The following is a 22,044-nucleotide window of genomic DNA, read 5'->3' as shown; positions in this document are numbered from 1 at the left end:
TGGACAATATAGTGAGACTAAAGGGTGAAATAGCGGCGAATAGAGTGCATTTGAAAGCGCCGCTTGGAGGGCCTCTGGAGTGGAAGCTGAGGTAGAGCTCGCGGCCGAGCCCTAGATCGAAGAGTTAAAATTTATCCAATAACTGTCGTTTGGGTAAATATACAATCTAGCTTACTACTTGAAATTCAAATTCAGCCATGGGATCGCTTGGCTTAGATTTTACAAAACCAGCCAACATACCCCACCCGTTAAATACGCCGGAAACCACCGTATACACGGCCGCAGACAAACCACGCTTCTTAACCGCTAAGGCCACCACGGGCAGCAACAACCAGAACAACGGTAACCATACGGGCAATGCGCTAAAAACAGAAAACAGCAGGCCTAAGACAGCCACCGCAAACCAAGCGAAGTAGGCAGCGTAGATGCGAATTTGCCGGAGGTTGCGAAGGGTAAATACAAAATAAGGTTTACGCCAGACCGAGCGCAGCAACTCACCCAAACCGTAGATGTAGCCGGTTTTTAAGCGCTTGAGAAGCAAAGCATATTCGCCTATTTGGTAACCGTAGTGCATCACACCAGGAATGTTTAGGCGTGTCAGCTCCCAGCCTTGATTATTCAAGCGCGCACCCAGCTCAAATTCCTCATAGGAGTTGAGTGTTTTGTTGGTGAAGTATCCTACCTGTTGAATCGCGCAGCGGCGATACAACCCGCCCATGCCCAAAAAGCTAACTTTACCCGCTTTAACCAGAGTGTTTGCTTTGCGCTTGTAGCGCTCCAGAAATTCTCTGTTGGAAGTTTCCATTTCCGTAATCAGACCGCCAACACCAGCGCATTGAGGGTTGTCATCTAAATGCTGCACACAACTGGTAAGAAACCCGTCGTGGAACTCCATATCGGCATCTAAAATATAAAGATATTCACCTTGGGCCACATTAAAACCCAGCTGCGCCCCGATACCACAGGATCGGTCGCGTGGGTTTTTAAGCTGCGCGATTACAACTGGGTGCTGTTGGGCTAGAGCAACAGTTTGATCGGTAGATAGAGAGTCCGCCAAGATTACTTCACCACCGCCGGGAATTTTACTGACTGCGTGCAGCGCAGATTGTATCGATCGCTCGATATTAGCCTCTTCATTGAGGGCTTTGATAATGACGGAGACCTTCATTTCCTTTCTCTTTTATCCTTGTTACCGATCACTTGGGCAGTCGAATCAGCTCTTCTTGCTCATCGGCTTCTTCAAAATCTGGTACCTTCGCTTTGCGCCAATAAATCAAAAACCCGAACAGCGTGGTATAGATTGCCTGATAACCAATATGCAAAATAAAGAAGTTCTTATGCCACATACTGATATAGAGGATGACTATGGCGCCTTGCAAGCCCACAAATATGCCTGACAGCCAGCCATCCCTTGAGTAGGTTTTTTCTAGCTGGCACGCGTAATAAAACGCCACCCCAAACGCAGAAGAAATAATCAAGAAGCCGATCAGACCAGACTCCCACAAAACGGCAATCGCCCCCAGCTTACCCACACCGGTGTCCTGGGGCTCCTTAATACCAATCGCCCTGGCCAGATGATTGTGCTTTTCTACCCGGGAGGTACCCACCCCATAACCTAACAAGGTGTGCGCCATATCTCCATGGCGATCAAACCACAGATTGATACTGGCCCCTCGGGTTAACTTGCCGTCGGTTTCTTCCTGTTTATTGATATTGTATTCAATGGTGTAGGTGATAAGCCCCGTCCAAGATGAGGCTGCACCGGCGGGTGCGTGGGAAATATAGGTGGAGAACAAGGCCGCCACCATGGCGAACACCAAAGCGGTAACGGTAAGAAAACGACCGATATTTTGAAACACGCCCTTGCGAAAAATGACGAAAAAGACCACCACCGCGTAAATGATGGACACCTTTGCTTCATTAATCATTACCGGCAGCAGTAAGCCCGCGGAAATAAGCACAAGCCAAAAAGTGTTTAGCCGCTGCTTTTTCCACACGCCGAGAACACACGCCCAGACCGCCAATAAGAATACCGCCAGCACCGCGTTTGCGCCGCCACCCAATTTTTGGCCACCAAAGGTGCCGGTTACGATATCCAGAGGCACAACGCCCTTTTCTACGCCGTGTTCACGCAACGGTGCAATAAATACATATTGATGCAGGGCAAAGGGTATTTGAATCAGGGCCAACACGAAGATGGCTTTGGGTAGAGTGTCTCGCATCATCTTTTGGTCCCAGGCCAAAAGACACATGCCAAACATAAAACCCCACATTTGGAAGTAGCCTTTAAACCCGACAAAAAAGTCACTGAAAGACAGAGGGTTTAAAAACCAAGGCAACATGTTAACGATTAGAAAGGTGCACAGTAGAAACACCAACGCATTGGGCTGTCTACGCACCTCTAGGTTCGGATTGGCAGCCAGGGATTGCACAAAAATGTAACCAAGCAGCAAAAACCCCAACGGCAGAACGGCCCAGCGAATAAGCTCCAACTGAGGGTAATAAAGCTGAGCTAAGCCCGAAAGCACAAAGGAGACCAGCAAAGTGACCCAGAAAATAGCCACTGGATACAACGCTATTACGCTGCCACAGGCCATGGCGCCAAGCAACGCAACCAACGCGAAATTGGACGTTGCCACCACGAAGCCCGCAAGTAAGCCGGCGAACGCACCTGCCACATAGGGCAGAAAAGTTCTTACGCGCTCATCTTGCCAATTCAGAGTGATCATAGGCTGCAAATTACCTGTTTGAAAAAGATATTAGCGCCAGATAGTAAAATCGCGCGCAAGCAGTGCCTCTAGCTGTTCGATATCCTGTTCAAAAAGTTGTTGCAACTGAACAACCGTTTCATCCTTGGGCGCAGGCACAGCCTTGGAGCCGGGCACTTTGTTCATATTGCTGTAGAGTTTACGCAAGCCTAGTTTAGCCGCCATCCCCCATACAGAATCAAGCCCAACGGATTTAACCATACCGCGAGCCTTTTTACGAAAAGACTCCAGCCCCTTTGACTTATTAACATAGCCTGGATTCGACTTGCTATCCAAAAACGCCGACTGGTGCGCACTATCTATTCCCAAAAACTCATAGATCTGCTTGGCCGCCTTGGTTCGGTCGGCGATCACTTCCTCAAACACCAGCACCAGGACGTTCTCCCGGGGGAACACCTCCAGCCAGCGCTGAAGGTGTTTGGCGTATAGCCCCTGATCAACGTAGGTGGGATTGTTGGCCAGACCTTTTTCTAGGCTCAGATCACTGCCCCCAAAATGGCCGACGCGTATTTCGTGGGTGTGGTTGGATATGGCTCGCTTAACCGGGTTGCGCAGCGAGACAATAAGCTTGATGTTGGGGTAATGGCGCAGTACTCGCTCCGGTACCGCCGGCTCGTGAAAATAGGAAGGCGAAATCTCGCCCACCACGGGCTGGCCGCTGAAGCCCTCATCAAAATTGCGCTCGTACCACTGCAGGCCGTGGTCGTACTTGTAAGAGAAGAAATCTACTTCCTTTAAGCCGCTTAAAGCCGCTTGCGGGTGATCACTGAGGATGTCGTAAATCCAAGTAGAGGCACATTTTTGTGCCCCTATTCCGATAAAGGTAGGCGTTGGCATGGGTTGATGAAAACCTAAGGGATAGTGGTGATTGGCTTAGCAGCCGCTTATTTCTGCGCCTCATACTGCACGGAAGACTGCTCGGTGCGGTCGTACCATGCGGTTAACAACTCATTATAAGCCGACATTACCATCTCCCACTGGAATTCTTCACTGTGCCGCTGGTAACTGGCTTGGCGCATGGGCTCTATGTGCTCGTCGCTGGCGTCCATTTGATCAATCATAGCTTTGCACTCAAATTGATCTTGGAAATACTTGGCGCCCTCGCCCGCTACCCATCGGTTGAAGCGGTTGTTGTGGGCCAGTACCGGCGAGCCACAGCCTAGGGTTTCTACCAACGATGGGTTGGTTCCACCCACCTGGTGGCCGTGGATATAACCGCGGGTATAGAAGCGGAACGCGTTAACGATGGTTTGGTCGTAGATAGCACCCACAAATTTAACGCCATCGTTGGCAGCCTCTACCACCTTCTTGTGATAGGCGTTGTTTTCCGTATCAAAGTTACCCAACACCACTAAGGGGTAGTTGCGCTCCCGGGAGGAATAGGCGCTGACGATCTCCAGAATCGAGTTCTCTGGCTCTGGCCGCGCCACCACCAGGTAAAAGCCCTTCTCCGTTAGGCCGTATTCCGGCAACACAGATGCATCAGCGGTATCGTGGCGATCCGCGCCATAGGGGATAACCGTGATCTTTTTACCGCTCACCCGAGCTTGCAGGTGGGTTTTGATTTGCGGGTGATCGGCGATTAAATGGTTGCCCAGCCAATTACCAGCGCACTCGTTGATAAAGAACCAAATTTTAGCCAGTGTGCCCCATTTTTGGCGCTTCCACTCAATGCCATCCATATTGAAGACATTGGTTTTACCTTTTAAGCGGAATATGGCAGCGTAAATGGCGGTGTTGTAACCCAAGGTAAGGTTTAGGCCATCTTTTTTAATGGCGTCTTTTACTGTGAGCCAATCGAAGATGATAGAGCCCTTGGCGCCATCGTCTTTTACCGGTACGTGAATGGTTTTAACGCCATTCCATTCGCCGTCGTACCACTCGCCTTCGCCGTGCTCTTGGCAGTAAACAGTGACGTCCCATCCATTGTCTACCAGGTAGGGCGCCAGCTTTTCGGTGAAGGTTTCAAACCCACCGTGAGAGGCTGGTATACCTCGTATTCCGTGAATGAATAACTGTTTCTTCCGTGACATTACATACCCCAAATTGAGATTGTCTGTTTCATTTGAATTAGTAGCCCAACTGGCTCATGGTTTCATCGAATAGCTTGGAAATATCTGGCATAAGCTCTGGCTTATCTTTGCGCGGCCGATCGTATAGAACATCTTTTGCGTAGGTCAGCACATCGTCTGACATCGGCAACTCACACGCCTCCAAAAGGCGAATCATCTGTTCCTTGGGTGCTTTCACCAGCTCTTCGTATTTGATGTGGTAGATGTCATCTGGCATCTGAGCTTTGGCGACCAATCCCTGGCGCATGGTAATTATCCACTCTAAAGCAGCGCGATTGGTGTGATCCATGGTTTTCAGATCAACGTTCGCAACCGCAGCATACTCGGGCTGCTGGCTGATGATTTGCTCACACAGGTAAGTCCACTTAACATCGCCGCGGCCCCACCAGTCATCGGTACGCTCACCCACGTTAACGCCCTTATCTTGCGACCAATGCGCCACAGAGGCCACCGCATCGCAACCGTTGCGAGAGATAAACACTACCTTGGCGTTAGGCAAAACCTGTTTTAGGTAATCGACCCGAAAGATAAACTCCGGATATTTATCGAGCGGGCGCTCTACTCCGGTTAAAGACGCATAACGCGCCAAAATGCGCTGCACTTTGCTGGGTGCGCCCTCTGGCACGTCGCTACCACTTAGCAAAAAGCGGCCGCCCTGCTGCACATAGTCGCCACACACATCTGTCTTTGGGTCGGCAATGGCCCACATCATTTTAGGCTCGTTTAAGAAACCCACTTGCTCATGCAAAGACAGCACTTTACCCAAAATGGTGGTACCAGAGCGCCCCAAACCCGTTATGTAAATGGGCCGATCAGGAATAGGCTCACCCGGCACTAAAGCCAAGGTGCGCAAAAAGGCATTCACAAACGGGTTTATCCACTGCCCTTTGGTGGTATGTGGGCGCCCCTCAAACAAAAAGTAACTTACCAGGCGGTGGGCCACACTGCGCTTGCTGTAGGTAAGGTAGGTTTTGTCCAGCTGTCCTATCATAGGTGGAAATCCGTAAATTTAGCTTGCCGCCGGCAGCGCCGTGGCAACGCCTAAAGAGGCATAGAGTTCTTCCATTGCCGCGGCGTAACGCTCTATGGTGAAATTTTCGGCCACGTTGGCCCGTGCCGCCCGGCCCATGGTCATTAATTTAGAATCTGGCATGGTTTTTAGCTGCGATAGTACTTCCGCTAGCTGCTCTTGATTGCCGCTTTCAAACAGATAACCGGTGCTATCGTGCTCGATCATCTCTGGAATACCGCCAATCCTAGCCCCTACCACAATTTTACCCAGGCCATTGGCCTCGAGCAGGCTCATTGGCGCGTTTTCATACCATTCCGAGGGTAGAACAACGGCGCGGCTACCTTTTACGATGGGCCAAAGCGTTTCTTTGTTGCAAAAGCCTAAAAACTCTACATTGCCGCCCACCTCAGCGGCCAACTGCTTGAGGTTCTCTTCCTCGGGGCCGGTACCTACCAGTTTCAGCGTGGTGCCAGCTGTGGCATTTGCGCGCAGTAATGTGGCGAGGCCTTTCTCTGGCGCCAATCGACCAAAGTAAAGTAGGTATTCTCCTGGCTCATACACTGGCTCGTAGGCGCTGGCATCCACGTAGTTGGGAATGTACACCAGTTGGTTGGCATCCCAACCCCACTCTTGCAGTTTTTCGCCGAAGAATCGGCTGGGCACCACGATTTTATCCAAGTTGTTCTTGTACAAGCGTAAGGATTTGTGAACCATAGATTCAATCATCACCAGCGAGCTGACCACCAAGGATCCGTGCAGGCAGCGATTTTTAGCCACGTGCAACAGGTTGCCGCCCTTACACTTCTCGCAAATGCCGTTGCTGTTCAGCATTTTATAGGCGGGGCAGGCCAGTTTTAAATCGTGGGCGGTCATCACCGTGGGAATGCCGTTGCTTTTTAACAGTCGTAAAACCGACGGCGACAGGTGGTGATAGATGCAATGGGCGTGGGCGACATCTGGTCGCCAGTTGTCGATCAGTGTTTGCAGCTTGGCATTGGCCTCGGTGGAGTAAATAATTTTCCCCGCCATTTTGAGTTTATCCACCACGCCGTAATCCGAGCCAAACTCAATTTCATCAACGAAATACTTATCCCAGGGGGTGGATTCGTTGCTGGGGTGATGCATGGAAAAAAAGCCAGTATCCCAACCCTTGGCACGGAACAATGCATCGTGCTCAAAATACACGGCGTCGGAGCCACCACGCTTGTAGTGGTAACTGTTGAGTGACAACAGTCTCGGTTGCTTTTCGGAACTCACTTACGTTTCACCACGGCTGCTTGCAGTAATATCCAGGCACGCTTGGGGTTAGACGCCAACACGCCAACCACATGCACCGGGTATTTTAGAATTTGTTTAATGAAGGATAGGCTAAATTTAGAAATCGGCGGGCTGGTTTGGTAACCAAACTTCTCCATCGCCGGCTGGCTTGCCACACTTTCGCAGATGGCGATCTCCCCTGGGGACAACGTTTTTTGCCAGCGGTTGAGGGCGGTTTTTGCCACCCCCAAAGTGCTATCGGCATTGGTTTTATGCGATGAACCCACCTGAGCAATTTGCAACATGGCTGGTTCAAAGGCCACTCCGGTGGCTTGCGCCGCAGCCTTCACTGTGGCCTCTGGGGATTCGATCACATCCTCAAAGCGCAGCATGTGAAAACGCTCGTGGCCTTCTATGCCCAGAGCCAAATTATTGGCTTGTTTCCAGAGTTTGGTAATGGTGTGCGGGTGGTAGTTGCACCATACACGGATAATCTCAGACCAAGGAATGTTATCGCCGCCAAAGCGTTTGCGCTTCCAGCGGTTTTTCTGCGATGCCAAAACATCCCGCGGGTCGCGCACAATGTGCACTATGTGAAGGCTAGGATAAAAATCCAGCAACTGTTTAGCGTAGAAGATATTGCGCGGGGTTTGCTCACAGGGCACGGTTTTGCCTTGGCTCTTGGCGATAAAATCGAAGGCGCAGGCAGCGATATCGCCCGCCTTTAAAGAGCCAGCATAACCTTCCATTAATTTTTCGGCTTGCGCTATATCAGATTGCTCTACATCGCCCCAGATATCTCGCTTACTGCGGGCAATAAGCTTGGCGCACAGCTGTACACCATCCGCTTTACTCAAAGTGGCATCTAGGGCGTGGTTGGGAATTAGCTCGCCAAAACAGTGCAACTCTTTAAAGCCGCACACTTGACTGTGCAAGCCAAACATTCTACTCAGCATGGTTGTACCGGAGCGCGAAGCACCCGTTACAAATATCATCGGTATGTCAGAGAATGCAGGTGTGGAATCCATAGTGGTTTGCGCGGCGAAAAATCACCAATCCTTTTTGATATAAACGCCAGATAGAACAACAAGCACCGGGCCTTTGTCCTACCAAGGCAACAGTGTAGTTGGTCGACCTGCTTTAAATGCACGGTACAGTGTGCGTATCAGACTTAGCTTCTGTACAAAATGCTAATCACAAAATCCCTGTGAAACAGGTGGCGCGATTATAACATAAGAAATTAACAACCCGTACTGAACAGCGCCACGGAAGCGACCACTGGTCGGCGATTAGCGCCGCGCCATTTTGATTGATTGTTACTACAACAGGCAGCTAGCTTTTGGCCGACATCCGGACTCTAACCACAACGCCACGCAATGAAAAGGCCACGAGTGTAAAAGCTTTGTTTAATTAGGCGAATGGGCCATTCAGCCCCCTCAGCCGCACAACAGGCATTGCCGCGCAACAAAGAGGCTGGGCCAAAACCTAAGAGGGATTGATCTTAATAGTAGACACTGATGTAGGCGGCAGCTCCAGGGTAATGGTGCCGTCCGCGGCAAAGCTGCCTTTACCGGAGCTTGTTTGCATTCCTTCGCTTAACTCTAGGCTTAAATCATCTGGGCTGATGCCTTTAGGGCCGGAAATAAACCAGCGATCTATATTCACCGCCTGGGACTTCAGCGGATTAAATTGCACGGTAACGGTTTGCGGCTGGCTTGAGTGGTTTACCGCCCACAAACCCAAGGTTTGCATGTTTGCATCCGTAAAGCCCACCGCTCGCACATCGTACCCATTTTGGTTACCACTAACGTTGGTACTCGCCGTGCGCGTATCCAGCACCATGGGCAGATCCATTTGCTGCAACGTCCTAAAGCCGTAATAAATTGGCCGCGGCCGCAAATCTTTATGTTTAACGGTGGCATCAAACATCTGCCATGGGCCGGCATTTAAGGCATGCCACACGGTACTTTTCACCTGTGGCACCTGAGCTAAAGTTATGAGGTAATCCGCCGTGGCCAAGGCACCCCCCAAATTACTGGTGTATTGCACGGTTAAATCTTTAGTGGGCTTGGCACTGCTCATTTGCCGGGCGTGCTCGGTAATCCATACCTCAGGGTCGTTACCGCGCAACTGCTGATAACTCTTAATGCTTTGCTCTAGATGGCGCATCCAAAACGATATAGCCCGCGAACGATGATCCTCACGCTTGCCGTTGTAGTAGTGATGCACAGAATAAATATCAATGCCTGGCAGGTCATTCATTGCCGATTTTAAATAGCTATCGGGGGAGCTCACACCGCGGGATTTATCTTTTTTATACGTCCAGGTGAAATCGCGCATAAAAGCAATAAAATGAGCGTCTTTATCCACCGAGCGAATAGCATCCGCCACTGCCTTGGCACGGGCTGCGTATTTTTCTGGCGCCCACTCGTATTTGCTGCGGTCTAACTCATTACCCAGTTGGTAATAGCGCGGCTGGCTACCCATTTTTTTTACCAGGTACTCTGCCAGCGCTTTGTTTTTGGCCGCTACGTCTTCAATAGGCGCTTCATCAAGCGGCTTTAGCGGGTTGGTGTTAACAATATTAAGCACATACAAAAACTCACCACCAACCTCATCTAAAAAGCGCAAATATTCGTCTACACCAAAGTACGCTTTTTTGGGAGGCGATTTAAAAATAGTGTCTTGCAGGCGACGAGAGGATAACGCGCCGATAGCATCATCCCACGAGAAAGAGTTACCAACCAATCCGCCCGGGTAGCGATAGACAGCAGGTTTAAATTGGCTTAAATCTCGCAGCACCTTGGGGTATACCTGGTGCTGTGTGCCATCCCACAATTGGTCTTGGAAAGACTTAAAGTTGATGTTAAACCCGAAGAAGGTCTCCGGGAATTGCTCTCGCAAAACGGAGTTGGGTTTCACTTTAATGGTGATTGCATCGGCGGGCTTTACGTTAATTCCACCGATGGGTTTTATCTCTGCTTGGGAAAATTGGCTTGCCGCCAAAACCGCCAACGCACACAATAGTTTTTTCATCGATCTACTCCTACCCCGCATTAGGTTATGCGCGGCTTGCGCTGAGAGCGGATCAGCTTCATCAGCATGTCTTTCTCTGTTTGCCGCAAGGGTGGCTTAACAACCATGCCTATGGCAAACACTACGGTGGTTACCAACGCGGCCGCAATATAAGAGCCACTTAGTGTAAGCACCCAATACCCCAATCCACCTGCCACCGCTGCATAGCCGGTAACCAAGGCAGATAAGGCCCAGTCGAATTTAAAATCATGGCCGTGCCTACCTAACAAATACACCACAATAAAGTTCGCCACCATGGTGCCCAAAAGATTCACCACAATCAGTGCCCACAAACCCAATATGGGGAATAGTGGAATGGCGACAAAAAGCGACACCGACTGAATTAAATTGGTGAGCAGAATCTGGTTTTTCTCCACCGCCTGCACCAGTAACTCCAAGGTGGTGCGCATGCCCTCGGTTAGCATCAAAGCCAAAAAGCCTGCTAATAAATAAGCCGCCTCACCGTATTTACCGGCGGTTAACCAACTAAGTACCGGCTCACCGGCCACCAAGAGCAGAGCTATGGGCAGCGCCAGCAGACTTAAGTTCAACCGATACACAAGGTTGGACAAATCCGACAGCAGGCTAAAATCCTGCTCTTCAGAATACTTGGCAATAAACACCGGCCGGATCATGCTCATCATCATTTTGGTGGGCATTAACCGCGTCGCCAGGTTGTTCAGGCTGTCCGCAAAGCCAAACAGCGCCAAATCAGCACTGCCCAAATAGTGCGCCGTCATCAAGCGGTTGGGGGAGCTGCCGTAGAGCATGCGAGTTTGGTTCATTAGCCCGCTCCAAGCCCCAAAGCGATACACACGCTTGCGGTTTTCTGGCCACCATTCAAGGCTACCGTCTTGTTTGTGAACGTCCGCCGAACGCATGGCAAACCAGCCCGCCGTCATAATCACCAGCGACAAGCCCTCAGAAACCAGTTCAATCAGCACCACGGCCCATAGATCCAACTGGCCAAACTGCATCACTAGCACTATGCCCATCAGCCGTACAAAGCCACCAATAGCCATGCCGTACTGCGCTTGCTTTTGCCACAGTAAGGCTTCTAACGATTGCGACAGAGACAAAGCCCCCAAACGCAGTACTCCAACCCCAGCGTACCAAGGCACCACCCACAGCCAGTCGTCCAGGCCGAGGTTATGGCCATACTTAAACGCGAAAGGAATGCCGATAAGCAAAACAATGCCCACCAAACCCACACGCAACAACATGCCGCGGATAAACATCCAATACATGGCCTGGTTATTACCCGAAGCGCGCAGCTCCGGGATGTAGCGCAACATGCTCTGCTGAATGCCGATGGAGGACACCGCACCAACAATGGTTACCAAAGCAGTGAGAGAAACGTACACCGCGTATTGGGCCTCTTCCAACACCCGGGCCAACAGCAAAATAACCGCTACGGAAACAAACAGCCTTACCCCCTTACCGATTAAAAAGGGCTTTAGGCTTTTACTGATGGCGGCAAAGCCATAGCTTTTTTTAGAATTAATCTCTGGGGCCATACTTTGCAGGTCTTGGGGAGGGCTTATTAAGGTTGTTGGCAAATTAAAGTTGCAGGCAAATATAGAGTAAGGCTGCCACGAATGACAGCCTAAGTGCAGCATTAGCGGATTGATATTACAATCGTGCCGATGGCCTGCGCTTTGATGGGGCTAGGTTACTCGTCAATGAGTCCGTTTTATAGGCGTTTGCTTTATACGGGCCTGTTTTAGACGGCGGGCCAATGGGCCAAGCAGCAACAATAGCATTAGTATCCCGGTACTACCGCCACCACCGCCAGAAGAACCGCCAGAGCCAGCCCCCCCCCCATCACCACCGGAGCCTGACGAATCGTCATCCGTAATAGTTGCTTCAGCCGTAGCACTCACCAACGCCGAGTTCACCGGGTTGCTTAGGGTGAGCACAAAGGTTTCCTCGGCTTCTGCCTCGGTGTCCTGAATCAACTCCACAGCGATGGTTTGGGTGGTTTCACCTGGGTTAAAGGTCAGGGTTTGTGGATCTGTAACTGCCACAAAATCCGCCCCGCCAGTAGCCGCGCCCGAGGTGACGGTGTACTCCACTGTAACCGGCTCTACGCTGGCATAGGCTAGGGTCAAGGTAAAGTTGGCAACACCATCACCCTCACCCACGGAAATATCGCTGGTTTGAATGCTATTACTCTCGTTATCCACAATGGTCGCAACGGCGGTATCGTTGTTTAGCGATGCATTCACCGGGTTACTCAGCACCAACGAGAAGGCCTCTTCTGCCTCCAATGCGGCATCGTCGATGATTTCGATAGACACGGTAGCTGACGTTTCGCCGGGGTTAAACGCTAGCGTTTGTGGCGTCGTTATCTCAAAGAAGTCTTCCCCGCCGGTAGCGGTATCGGCCAGCGTGGCGTAATCCACGGTTACGGCATCGTCAGTGGCGTAGGCTAACGTCAGCGTGAAGGTAGCCAAGCCATCGCCCTCAAGCACCGAAATATCATCCACACTGATTCTGTTGGATTCATCGTCCAAAATCGTGACTGTGGCAGACTCGTTGGCCAGCTGTGCGTTTATAGGGTTGCTTAACGTCAACACAAAGGTTTCGTCCAACTCGGCGCTGTCGTCTTGCACAATTTGAACTTCAACGGTTTTAGTGGTTTCGCCTGGCTCAAATGTCAGCAATTGCGGCTCTGTTACGGCTACAAAGTCCTCGCCCTCGGTGGCCGTGCCAGGGGTTGTGCGATATTCCACGGTGACTGCATCTTGGGCGGCATAGGTCAGCGCCACGGTAAACACGGCAACGCCATCGCCCTCACCCACAGAGATATCGCTTACGCCAAGGTTGTTTGTGCAAGGCTCCAGCGTTGCCAGGTTGAAGGCCCCGCTGATTGGGGTTTGATCTTCACCCACCAACACTTCGCTGGGGCTTGTGGCATTGAAACAGGTGTAGGCGCCTTCTTCCGGCGTAAATGTTATTGCATCGTAGGTATCCGGGTTAACCGAGAGCTGGTATTGAATGGCAGCCGCATTGGAGGTGAAATCCAATGAGTCCTCTGCCTCTACTCCATCGCCTGCCACTGCAGTAAAGGCTGCCGTGGAGCTGATGGTTCCGGCGAACGTTGTCGCACTGCCACCAGCGCCATTGACGTAAACCGTCCATTCCTCACTGTAGAAATCCCTCCACAGGTAGATGGCCGGCTCCGTGGCCGTTTCGATTTCTGGCTGGCCGCATTCAACACAGACCTCATCATCAACAATGGTAACCAAGCCCTGGGCGGTGGTCATAAAACCGCCGGAAGCATTGCTGAGCTCAACGATGAAGGTTTCATCGTCCTCTTGCAGCGCATCTTGGATAACGGCCACGGAGATAGTTTGGCTGGTTTCACCCGGTGCGAAGGTTACGGTTCCGGCACCGGCGGTGAAGTCGCTATCGGCCAAGGCGGTAACCGATTGCATGGTGTAATCCACATTTACTTCTACCGAGCTAGGAGCACTTAAATTAACAGAAACCGCTGCCGTACCGGTCTCCTCACCCACCACAGTTTCTTCTATGGCGATATCAATACAAGCACCCATGGTGCTGAGGTTAATTGGCGTAGTGATGGGCAAGTGTGCTTGCCCTACCAACACCTGAGCCCCTGCAGGCACCGCCGGTAAGGTTAAACAAGCGTCGGCGGTATCGGGGATATCAAAGCCAAAGCCGTCCACGCCGGAGCCAGACATGCGCATGATAAAATCGAGGGTGTTGGGTTCTGTGGTGTCTAACACATCGGTGCTGGGCTCGTAGCTGAATTCGCTGATGTTGGTAAATTCAGCATTGGTGACGATTTGGCCCTGATACTCTGCGGGCTCGCCGTTGCCGGCAGAGGTGCGTACAAACCACCGGCCGGTGTTGGCGCAGTCTTTCCATACGAAGAAAGCACGGTCGCGCTCCGGATCAAACCGGTAGGGGAAATCCTCTGGCTGATCATCCGGGTGCACGCCACACTCATCGCCCGGTGCTGCAGTGGGGAATACCGGCAGCGCGGTGGGCGCTGCGGCGGCAATAGCGCCGGTTTGGCTGCCGCTTGTGCCCTGGGTAATTTCGTACAGGTCGTTGGCGGCGACGCTGGTAAAGCTGTCTGTTTCGCCGTTGGGCCAAATGACTTGAATATCGGCACTGTCGTTTTGGCCCAAGCCTACATGCAAACGCTGGTGGTTTTGCGCCCAACGGTGATAGTTGCCACCCATTTCGCGCAACTGGGTTACGCCACCAGCAGTGATGTACACCTTGGCGCCGATGGCATCGCTATTCGATACCGTGCCTTTTAAATCCAACAACAGGTGGCGGTTGGTGCTGCTGTTGCCCGAGGTATTTTTAAACAGCTGATCCGGCCCGCCCACACGCAGCGGGTTCATCAACAAACCGTTTACCACAAATAAATCTAGCCAGCCGTCGAGGTCGTAATCCGCGGTAACAACGTTCTCACCCACACCGGCACCAACGGCAAGGCCGGCACCAATTGCGCCCTCGGCCCCAAAACCCGCGGCCTCTTGGAAGGTACCATTGCCTAGGTTTTCGTACAGCTTGTTGGCAATGTTCTCAATGCCGTTGCGGCACACCATGTAAATGTCTTGATCCATGTCGTTATCAAAGTCGCCGGTAACCACAGACACACAAGACACAGGAATGCTCAGCCCAACACCGCTCACGTCGGTAAAGTTGATGCCATCGTTCATAAACAGTTTGGGCACAATGTCGCCATCACCGGTAGCTAAGTCCGGTATGGTGGGGTCACCCAAATCAACCCCCTCAATGGTGATGTAGCCACGGGTACTCAAAGGGCCCGGCGACATATCCACCCGCCATTGGCCATTGGCGGTATCGTAGCCCACATAAAAGCCTTGCTCTGTGGTTTCATCAAAGGCGGCAAAACCTTGGTCTTCGGCCAGGGCTGGGTCCAAGGTAAACACAAAGTCCGCAGGGTTACGGCCGTTAGCGCCAATATTGATTACCGGCAAGCCCAATTGGGTATAAATAGAAACAACCACCGGGTTTTGGCTGGGCACAATTAGGCTGCGGGTACCGGTCTCAGGCCCAGTAGCCAACCAGGCTTCAACGGTATCGGTTTCGCCCACCTCGGCATCGCTAACCTTTAGCGCCTGGTTGGGGCGCAGGTTGCCGCGCACCAGCAAGATATCCGGCACTAGGTTGTTATCAAAATCGGTAAACGCCGCATCCAACACCAAGCCATTGGTAGGAAAACTGCTGGTAATGTCTAAAAAGGGAACAGTATCGGTTTTGTAGACCTTCTCTGGGAAATCCCCCTCAGAGATGGACAAAAACTCCAGGTTTTGGTCGTTATCCATATCCGATAACACACCAAAATTGGTGCGCTCGCTGGCCAAGCCTACCGTGGTGGTAGCATCAAAAAAGCTGCCGCTGATTTGCTCAATCAGCTGATTCGGCGCCCGGTTATTGATAATAACGTCCAGCTCTCCGTCATTATCATAGTCAATCCAAGTGGCCGTGCGCCCTTCCAAATCATCGGGGAACCCACGGCTAACAGTTTCATCAACCGCAATACCCACACCTTTGTTGTGGTACAAATAGGGCGGAAAGTTAGCGCCACTCAGCACCAACAAATCCTGCACCCCGTTATTATCAAAATCCCCCCAAGCCCCAGCATGGGTATCGGCCCATGGGAAATCCAGCCAGCTAGCGCTGGAATCAAACTGCAGAACGATATCGGTAAAAGTGCCATCGCCGTTGTTGCGCCAAATACTGGGGCGGGAGCGGTGGTTACTGACGTAGATGTCGGGGTAGCGATCGCCGTTGAAGTCGCCCCAAGATGCGCCCCAGGATTCTCCGACGTAGGTTAGGCCGGAGGTGCTGGGTTGGATTTCGGCAAACTCAATACCATAGCTCGGCGAAGCGAAAAGCCCTAATGCGAGTATGGCCGCTGAACGTTGGATGGGCGTATGAGAAGACTGGAGAGAAGCTTTGATCTTACTGAATTCGAACATTTAGGGAATAAACCACAGCAAACTTTGCTTTATGCCAATGAATGTGACTGCGCTGATACATGAATACAGAGCAAGGAAATTATACGTGCACTTTGAGCTTGACGCACATGCAAGATTGTGCAGGTCAGCCCTACCGCCCACTCATAAGCGCCGCCAGACAGTTTCAAGAAACGTGTTGACAAATCTAAAAGCACAGCTGACAGAGGCTTTCACGACTTAAGCCTAACCCGCGGCGCAACGATTATAGGAGGGGAATAGTTCAATTGATACGCACATAAGCCAAGAATGACTACTGCTGCACATGAAAAACAAGCGCGCCCGCAGGTGTTCAGCGGGCACGCGACACACCAAGTATACAAATGTGCCATCAAGCAGCACAACGCCACGAAAAATGATTGGAGGCTTAAAAGCTCCAGCTAGTATCTGATGTTCTGCCCAGAAACTTGCCTCCAAGATCGCAAACTAAGGACAAGCTTGGAGGGTGTTTAAGTTTACCGGCGAGGTTACAACCAACTTCTCCTCACCTATAAGTATCGGTGTATTCCCTGGGCTATCTAAGTAAATACAAGACTCGGATTCCTTTACCGGCTTAAAGTCGAAACCATCTTGCGAATGCCGCCACATTTCCATGTAAAAATCTATCCTAGAGGTATTAGTGGTGTAATCAACTTCGTCGGAGCTTTCCAAACTCACCTCCTCAACTGATTCAAATCCACTAACGCTATCTACCATCCCCTCAAACGCAATCAGTGAACTAGCACCTCCTGACGTAGCCCTGACACTCCAAACACCAGTGGCACAATCCTTCCAGACAAATAGCGCTTTCTCAGTTGCACCATTATAGCTAGGCGATAGACATGCCGGACTAACTTCATCATCAAGAATTTTTACTCTAGCGGACGTAGCAGCAAGCTCTACATTTACTGGATTTTCAAAGACTACAGTAAAGTCCTCCTCACCTTCGTATACGGCATCATCTACAATATCAATTACTATAGATTTAGACGTCTCTCCAGGACTGAAAGTCAGGGTTTGCATCGATGTAATGTCGACGTAATCCAAACCACCCTCAGCACTGCCAGGCTCAGTACGGTACGCTACGGTAACGAAGTCCGTGCTTTCCGCTGACAGCTGTGCGATCACAGTTGCGGTCAACTCACTCTCATCGACCTCCACATCGACAACAGTTAGCACTATGGGCAATTCGCATGGACCCAGAGTATTTAAGTCCAGCGGCGAAGAAACTTCGATCTTAGATTCACCCACAAGTATCAAGGCTCCATCTGGAGATTCACCTATCGACAAGCACGAACCCGTCTCTTCGATCGGCTTAAAATCGAAACCATCATACGAGTGCCGCCACATTTCCATATAGAAATCTATTCTTGAGGGGTCGGCAATGGAATCAACCGAATCCGAACTCTCTAAACTTACACCTTGGACCAATTCAAATCCGCTTGCAGTGGACACTTCCCCCTCGTATCCAACCAAACTACCGGCACCACCAGAAGTGGCGCGAACACTCCACACTCCGGAAGCACAATCTTTCCAAACAAACAACGCCCTTTCAGCAGCCCCATTATAACTGGGCGCGGCGCAGGCCGGACTTGCCTCGTCATCTAAAATTGTAACTTGAGCAAAATTGGCCTCGACAGTAGCGTTAACTGCATTTTCAAGAATAACACTGAAACTCTCCTCACCTTCAAACTCAGTGTCGTCGATTAGGTCTATCGTAACTATCTTTGACATATCTCCGGGATTGAAAGTAAGAGTGCTTGCCAATTCGACTTCGACATAATCCAAACCACCTTCCGCGCTACCTGATAAGGTTCTGTACTCAACGGTAACGACGTTAGAACTTTGCCCGGTGAGTTCCACCACAACATCTGCAGTCGCATCCCTCTCACTAACTTCAACATCGCCGATAATTACAGCTATCGGTAAATCGCAGGCTCCTAAAGTATTTAGATCAAGTGGCGTAGAAACCTGAGTTTTATTCGCACCCAAAAGAATAGATGCACCGACTGGAAGATCTTCAAGCGTTAGACATGCTCCCACCTCAACATTCGGCTTAAAATCAAAACCGTCGTAGGAATGACGCCACATTTCCATGTAAAAATCTATCTTAGATGTGTCAGTTGTAGAGTCGACCAAATCGGAACTCTCTAAGCTAACTTCTTGAACAAATTCGAACCCACTCGTGGTGGACACAGCCCCTTCATAGCCGACTAGACTACCCGCCCCTCCTGAAGTTGACCGAATTTTCCAAACGCCTGTATTACAGTCTTTCCAAATAAATAGGGCCTTTTCCGTCGCCCCATTGTAGGAAGGCTCGCCGCAAGATGCGTTAGACACATCATTATCTAAAATCGTAGCTTGCGCCGATGCATTCGTAAGAGTGCCGCTCACTGCGTTACTTAAAGACAAGACAAAGCTCTCACTGCCCTCAACCACAGAATCATCTATTAAGCTAATAGCAACAGCCTTAGATATCTCCCCAGGATTAAAAGTAAGCACCTGCGGTGTTGTAACTGCAACGTAATCCTCACCACCTGTGGCGGTACCATCTGCCGTCGAATATTCCACGGTAACAGTACTGGCGCTGGCTTGGGTAAGCTCCACAGTAAAATTAGCAACACCAGCACCTTCGCTAACTGAAATATCACTCACAGTGATACCGGTGGTACAGCTCTGCAGGTTTTCTAAATTAAACGCGCCCGAAATTGGAGTTCTGTCTTCTCCCACATAGATTGGAGAACTGGCCGGAGTGAAACAGGTATAGGAACCCTCGGCAGGCAGAAAATCAAAGGCATCGTAGGCGTTATTCCAAGCCCTTAGGTTGTAATCGATGGTATCCGGGCTGGTGATGTAATCCAGCGTATCGTTGGCCTCAATACTGTCACCTACCACGCTATTAAAGGCGGCACTGGAGCTGATGGTGCCACTGTAATCCACGCCGTCTGGGTCACCCCCTGCGGAAACATAAACAGACCAAACACCGGTATCAAAATTCTTCCACAAAAAGATGCCTTGCTCACTGAAGCGATCTACGGCTGGGTCACCGCACTCCACACAGGTTTCGTCATCCACAATAGTCACAGTACCCTGGCCGTCTAAAATAAACGCACCGGTAGCATTGCTTAACTCTACTGAGAAGGTTTCTTCGCCCTCTTGGATTGCATCCTGAGTAATGGTTACCGCAATGGTTTTGCTGGTTTCACCGGCTGCAAAGGTAATGGTGCCAGCCGTGGATGCAAAGTCGATATTTGCTTCTGCGGTACCACTAACGGCTGCGTAGTCTACGGTTACCGCAACCGAGCTTGGGGCAGAGAGGCTTACCGTTACTTGGCCAAAGCCTTCGCCTTCGCCGACGAGAACATCGTCAACAGAAATATCAATACAGGTACTTAAGGTACTTAAATTGATGGGCGTAGAAATGGGCAAATGGGTTTGCCCTAACAGCACCTGGCCACCCGCAGGCATATCCGTCATGTTTAAACAGGCTGAAGCGGTATCTGCCAAGGTAAAGTCAAAGCCATCTACCCCAGCACCGGACATACGCATAAAGAAGTCAATCAACTCCGGGCTGCTGGCATCCAGCACGTCGTTGTTGTCTTCTAAGCTAAATCCAGCAACGTTGGAAAACTGGGCGTTGGTCACCAGCTGGCCTTGGTATTGAATACCATTGCCATTGCCGGCGGTGGAGCGCACAAACCAATCGCCAGTGCCGGCGCAATCTTTCCATATAAACAAGGCACGGTCTTGCTCTGGGTCGAAATGGTAGGGGAAGGTAACGTCTGGCTGGTCCTCTGGCCGCACACCGCATTCATCACCGGGCTGCGCGTCTCTAAAACTTGGCAAAGCTGTAGGCGCGACTGCAGCGATGGCACCAGTTTGGTTACCGCTGCTGCCCTGGGTTATTTCATACAAGTCGTTAGCGGCAACACTGGTGAATGTATCGGTCTCACCGTTGGGCCATATAACTTCGATATCTGCAACTGTATTTTGGCCAAGGCCAACGTGCAACCGCTGGTGATTTTGCGCCCAGCGGTGGTAGTTACCGCCCATTTCTCGCAGCTGGGTAACACCACCTGCAGTGATATAAACCTTAGCGCCGATAGCATCGCGATTAGACACAGTGCCCTTTAAATCCAACAGTAAATAACGGTTGGTATTGGTTGCCCCGGAGGTATTTCTAAACAGCTGGTCTGGCCCACCCACTCGCAATGGGTTCATCAACAGGCCGTTTACTACGAATAAGTCCAACCAACCATCTAGGTCGTAGTCAGCGGCAACCACGTTTTCACCCACGCCAGCCCCGGAGGGCAAACCAGCACCAATAGCACCTTCCGCACCGAAGCTAGTAACCTCTTGGAACGTACCGTTGCCTAAATTCTCAAATAGGCGGTTAGTGATATTCTCAATGCCGTTGCGGCATACGATGTAAATATCTTGGTCCATGTCGTTGTCAAAATCGCCTGTGGTCAGCGAGATACAAGACATTGGCACATTTAACCCAACGCCGTTGGTATCGACAAAGCTAGTGCCGGAGTTCATAAACAGTTTTGGCTCTAGTTCTAAATCGCCGGTGGCCAAATCGGGCACGGTTGGATCGCCCAAATCAACACCTTCCACCGCAAGGTAGCCACGGGTGCTGGCAGAGCCGGGCGACATATCAATCACCCACTGACTGTTAACCGTATCGTAACCAATGTAATAGCCTTGATCGGTGGTTTCATCGTATACCGGCACGCCTTGGTCTGAAGCAAGGGTTGGGTCTAATGTGAAGGTACTGCTGGTAGGGTGATAGCCGCCAGAGCCGATATAAACTCGGGAATTACCAATTTGCGTTGTATAAAGAGTAATCGTTACGGGATTAGTAGAGGGGATAATTACGCTGCGGGTACCCGTAGACGAGCCCCCTGCTAGCCAGGCTTCCACTGTGTCCACATCGCCGGCGGGCGCATCAATTACCTTAAGTGCTTGGTTGGGGCGCAGATTGCCCCGCACCAGCAAAATATCCGGTACTAAGTTGTTGTCAAAATCGGTAAAAGCGGCATCCAACACAAGGCCATTGGTAGGAAATTGGCTGGTTATATCCAAAAAAGGAATGGAATCGGTTTTGTAAACTTTTTCAGGGAAATCGCCTTCGGATATCGACAAAAACTCCAAGTTATTGTCGTTATCCATATCCGAGAGAATGCCAAAATTCGTCTCTCGGCTGTCTAAGCCCACGTAACTTGTGGCCACTGCAAAATTGCCAGCGGTTTGTTCAACAAAAATATTGGGCGCACGGTTGTTGATGATGACGTCTAACTCGCCATCGTTGTCGTAATCTATCCACGTGGCGGTGCGGCCTTCGGCATCGTCGGGGAAGCCACGGGCGACGGTTTCATCTACCGATAAGCCGGCACCCTTGTTATGGAATAAATAGGCAGGGAAACGATTACCGCTAAGCACCAGCAGATCTTGCACGCCGTTGTTGTCAAAATCGCCAAAGGAGCCGGCGTGGGTATCGGCCCAAGGGAAATCTAGCCAAGAGGAGGTGCTATCAAACTGCAGGATGATATCGGTGAAGGTGCCGTCGCCATTGTTACGGTATACGCCAGGGCGAGCACGGTGATTGCTGACAAAAAGATCCGGGTAGCGGTCGCCGTTGAAATCCCCCCAAGAGGCACCCCAACTTTCGCCCACATAATCCAACCCGGAAGCACTGGATTGCACCTCGGTAAACTCAATCGCCTGGCTGGCGCTTGTGAATGACAGTGCCGCTGCTAAACCAACAACCGCAGAAATCCGACTTGCCATACCCCTAACTCCCTAAAAATAGATTTTAAGCATCCTTGCTTACTCACGCCCTTAGAGTGAAA

The 22,044-nt window shown here is 50.9% G+C and carries 11 protein-coding genes; all 11 read right to left on the bottom strand.

All coding sequences use genetic code 11. The features are described 5' to 3' along the window. Positions 1-166: 166 nt before the first annotated feature. The 11 genes from ACGHM3_RS03840 to ACGHM3_RS03790 all read right to left on the bottom strand — a co-directional run bounded on the left by ACGHM3_RS03840 (position 167) and on the right by ACGHM3_RS03790 (position 21,982). Complete coding sequence (locus ACGHM3_RS03840; protein ID WP_345420319.1) at positions 167-1,168, bottom strand: glycosyltransferase family 2 protein; 1,002 nt, start codon at positions 1,166-1,168, stop codon at positions 167-169. 28 nt (positions 1,169-1,196) lie between these two features. Continuing rightward, on the bottom strand, positions 1,197-2,729 hold the full coding sequence (locus tag ACGHM3_RS03835; RefSeq protein WP_345420316.1) for a hypothetical protein: 1,533 nt from the start codon (positions 2,727-2,729) through the stop codon (positions 1,197-1,199). A 30-nt stretch (positions 2,730-2,759) separates the two neighbouring features. Continuing rightward, positions 2,760-3,605 carry a sulfotransferase domain-containing protein gene (locus ACGHM3_RS03830; RefSeq protein WP_345420313.1) on the bottom strand — a complete coding sequence of 282 codons (846 nt, stop codon included), beginning with the start codon at positions 3,603-3,605 and terminating at the stop codon, positions 2,760-2,762. 47 nt (positions 3,606-3,652) lie between these two features. After that, a complete protein-coding gene (locus tag ACGHM3_RS03825) occupies positions 3,653-4,801 on the bottom strand; it encodes a DUF1972 domain-containing protein (RefSeq protein ID WP_345420310.1) in 1,149 nt (382 codons plus the stop codon). Between the two features lie 37 nt (positions 4,802-4,838). Then, complete coding sequence (locus tag ACGHM3_RS03820; RefSeq protein ID WP_345420307.1) at positions 4,839-5,831, bottom strand: sulfotransferase; 993 nt, start codon at positions 5,829-5,831, stop codon at positions 4,839-4,841. Between the two features lie 18 nt (positions 5,832-5,849). Then, positions 5,850-7,109 (bottom strand): glycosyltransferase family 4 protein, encoded by a 1,260-nt coding sequence (locus tag ACGHM3_RS03815; protein ID WP_345420304.1) that lies wholly within the window; start codon positions 7,107-7,109, stop codon positions 5,850-5,852. After that, entirely contained in the window at positions 7,106-8,137 is a 1,032-nt protein-coding gene (locus tag ACGHM3_RS03810; protein ID WP_345420301.1) for a sulfotransferase, read from the bottom strand. The genes ACGHM3_RS03815 and ACGHM3_RS03810 overlap by 4 nt, the downstream gene beginning before the upstream one ends. A 457-nt stretch (positions 8,138-8,594) precedes the next feature. Further along, a complete protein-coding gene (locus ACGHM3_RS03805; RefSeq protein ID WP_345420298.1) occupies positions 8,595-10,145 on the bottom strand; it encodes a hypothetical protein in 1,551 nt (516 codons plus the stop codon). A 20-nt stretch (positions 10,146-10,165) separates the two neighbouring features. After that, on the bottom strand, positions 10,166-11,701 hold the full coding sequence (locus ACGHM3_RS03800; protein ID WP_345420295.1) for a lipopolysaccharide biosynthesis protein: 1,536 nt from the start codon (positions 11,699-11,701) through the stop codon (positions 10,166-10,168). 162 nt (positions 11,702-11,863) lie between these two features. Continuing rightward, entirely contained in the window at positions 11,864-16,174 is a 4,311-nt protein-coding gene (locus tag ACGHM3_RS03795) for a Calx-beta domain-containing protein (protein ID WP_345420292.1), read from the bottom strand. A 462-nt stretch (positions 16,175-16,636) separates the two neighbouring features. Beyond that, on the bottom strand, positions 16,637-21,982 hold the full coding sequence (locus tag ACGHM3_RS03790) for a Calx-beta domain-containing protein (RefSeq protein WP_345420289.1): 5,346 nt from the start codon (positions 21,980-21,982) through the stop codon (positions 16,637-16,639). Between the last annotated feature and the right edge of the window lie 62 nt (positions 21,983-22,044).

The organism is Halioxenophilus aromaticivorans, from assembly GCF_042850945.1.
GTDB classification, from domain to species: domain Bacteria; phylum Pseudomonadota; class Gammaproteobacteria; order Pseudomonadales; family Cellvibrionaceae; genus Halioxenophilus; species Halioxenophilus aromaticivorans.
This window is presented reverse-complemented; position numbering and strand designations above follow the sequence as displayed.

Coding starts and splice junctions, on each gene's coding strand:
- ACGHM3_RS03840 (WP_345420319.1), bottom strand. CDS start 1,168: ATGAAGGTCTCCGTCATTATCAAAGCCCTCAATGAAGAGGCTAATATC.
- ACGHM3_RS03835 (WP_345420316.1), bottom strand. CDS start 2,729: ATGATCACTCTGAATTGGCAAGATGAGCGCGTAAGAACTTTTCTGCCC.
- ACGHM3_RS03830 (WP_345420313.1), bottom strand. CDS start 3,605: ATGCCAACGCCTACCTTTATCGGAATAGGGGCACAAAAATGTGCCTCT.
- ACGHM3_RS03825 (WP_345420310.1), bottom strand. CDS start 4,801: ATGTCACGGAAGAAACAGTTATTCATTCACGGAATACGAGGTATACCA.
- ACGHM3_RS03820 (WP_345420307.1), bottom strand. CDS start 5,831: ATGATAGGACAGCTGGACAAAACCTACCTTACCTACAGCAAGCGCAGT.
- ACGHM3_RS03810 (WP_345420301.1), bottom strand. CDS start 8,137: ATGGATTCCACACCTGCATTCTCTGACATACCGATGATATTTGTAACG.
- ACGHM3_RS03805 (WP_345420298.1), bottom strand. CDS start 10,145: ATGAAAAAACTATTGTGTGCGTTGGCGGTTTTGGCGGCAAGCCAATTT.
- ACGHM3_RS03800 (WP_345420295.1), bottom strand. CDS start 11,701: ATGGCCCCAGAGATTAATTCTAAAAAAAGCTATGGCTTTGCCGCCATC.
- ACGHM3_RS03795 (WP_345420292.1), bottom strand. CDS start 16,174: ATGTTCGAATTCAGTAAGATCAAAGCTTCTCTCCAGTCTTCTCATACG.
- ACGHM3_RS03790 (WP_345420289.1), bottom strand. CDS start 21,982: ATGGCAAGTCGGATTTCTGCGGTTGTTGGTTTAGCAGCGGCACTGTCA.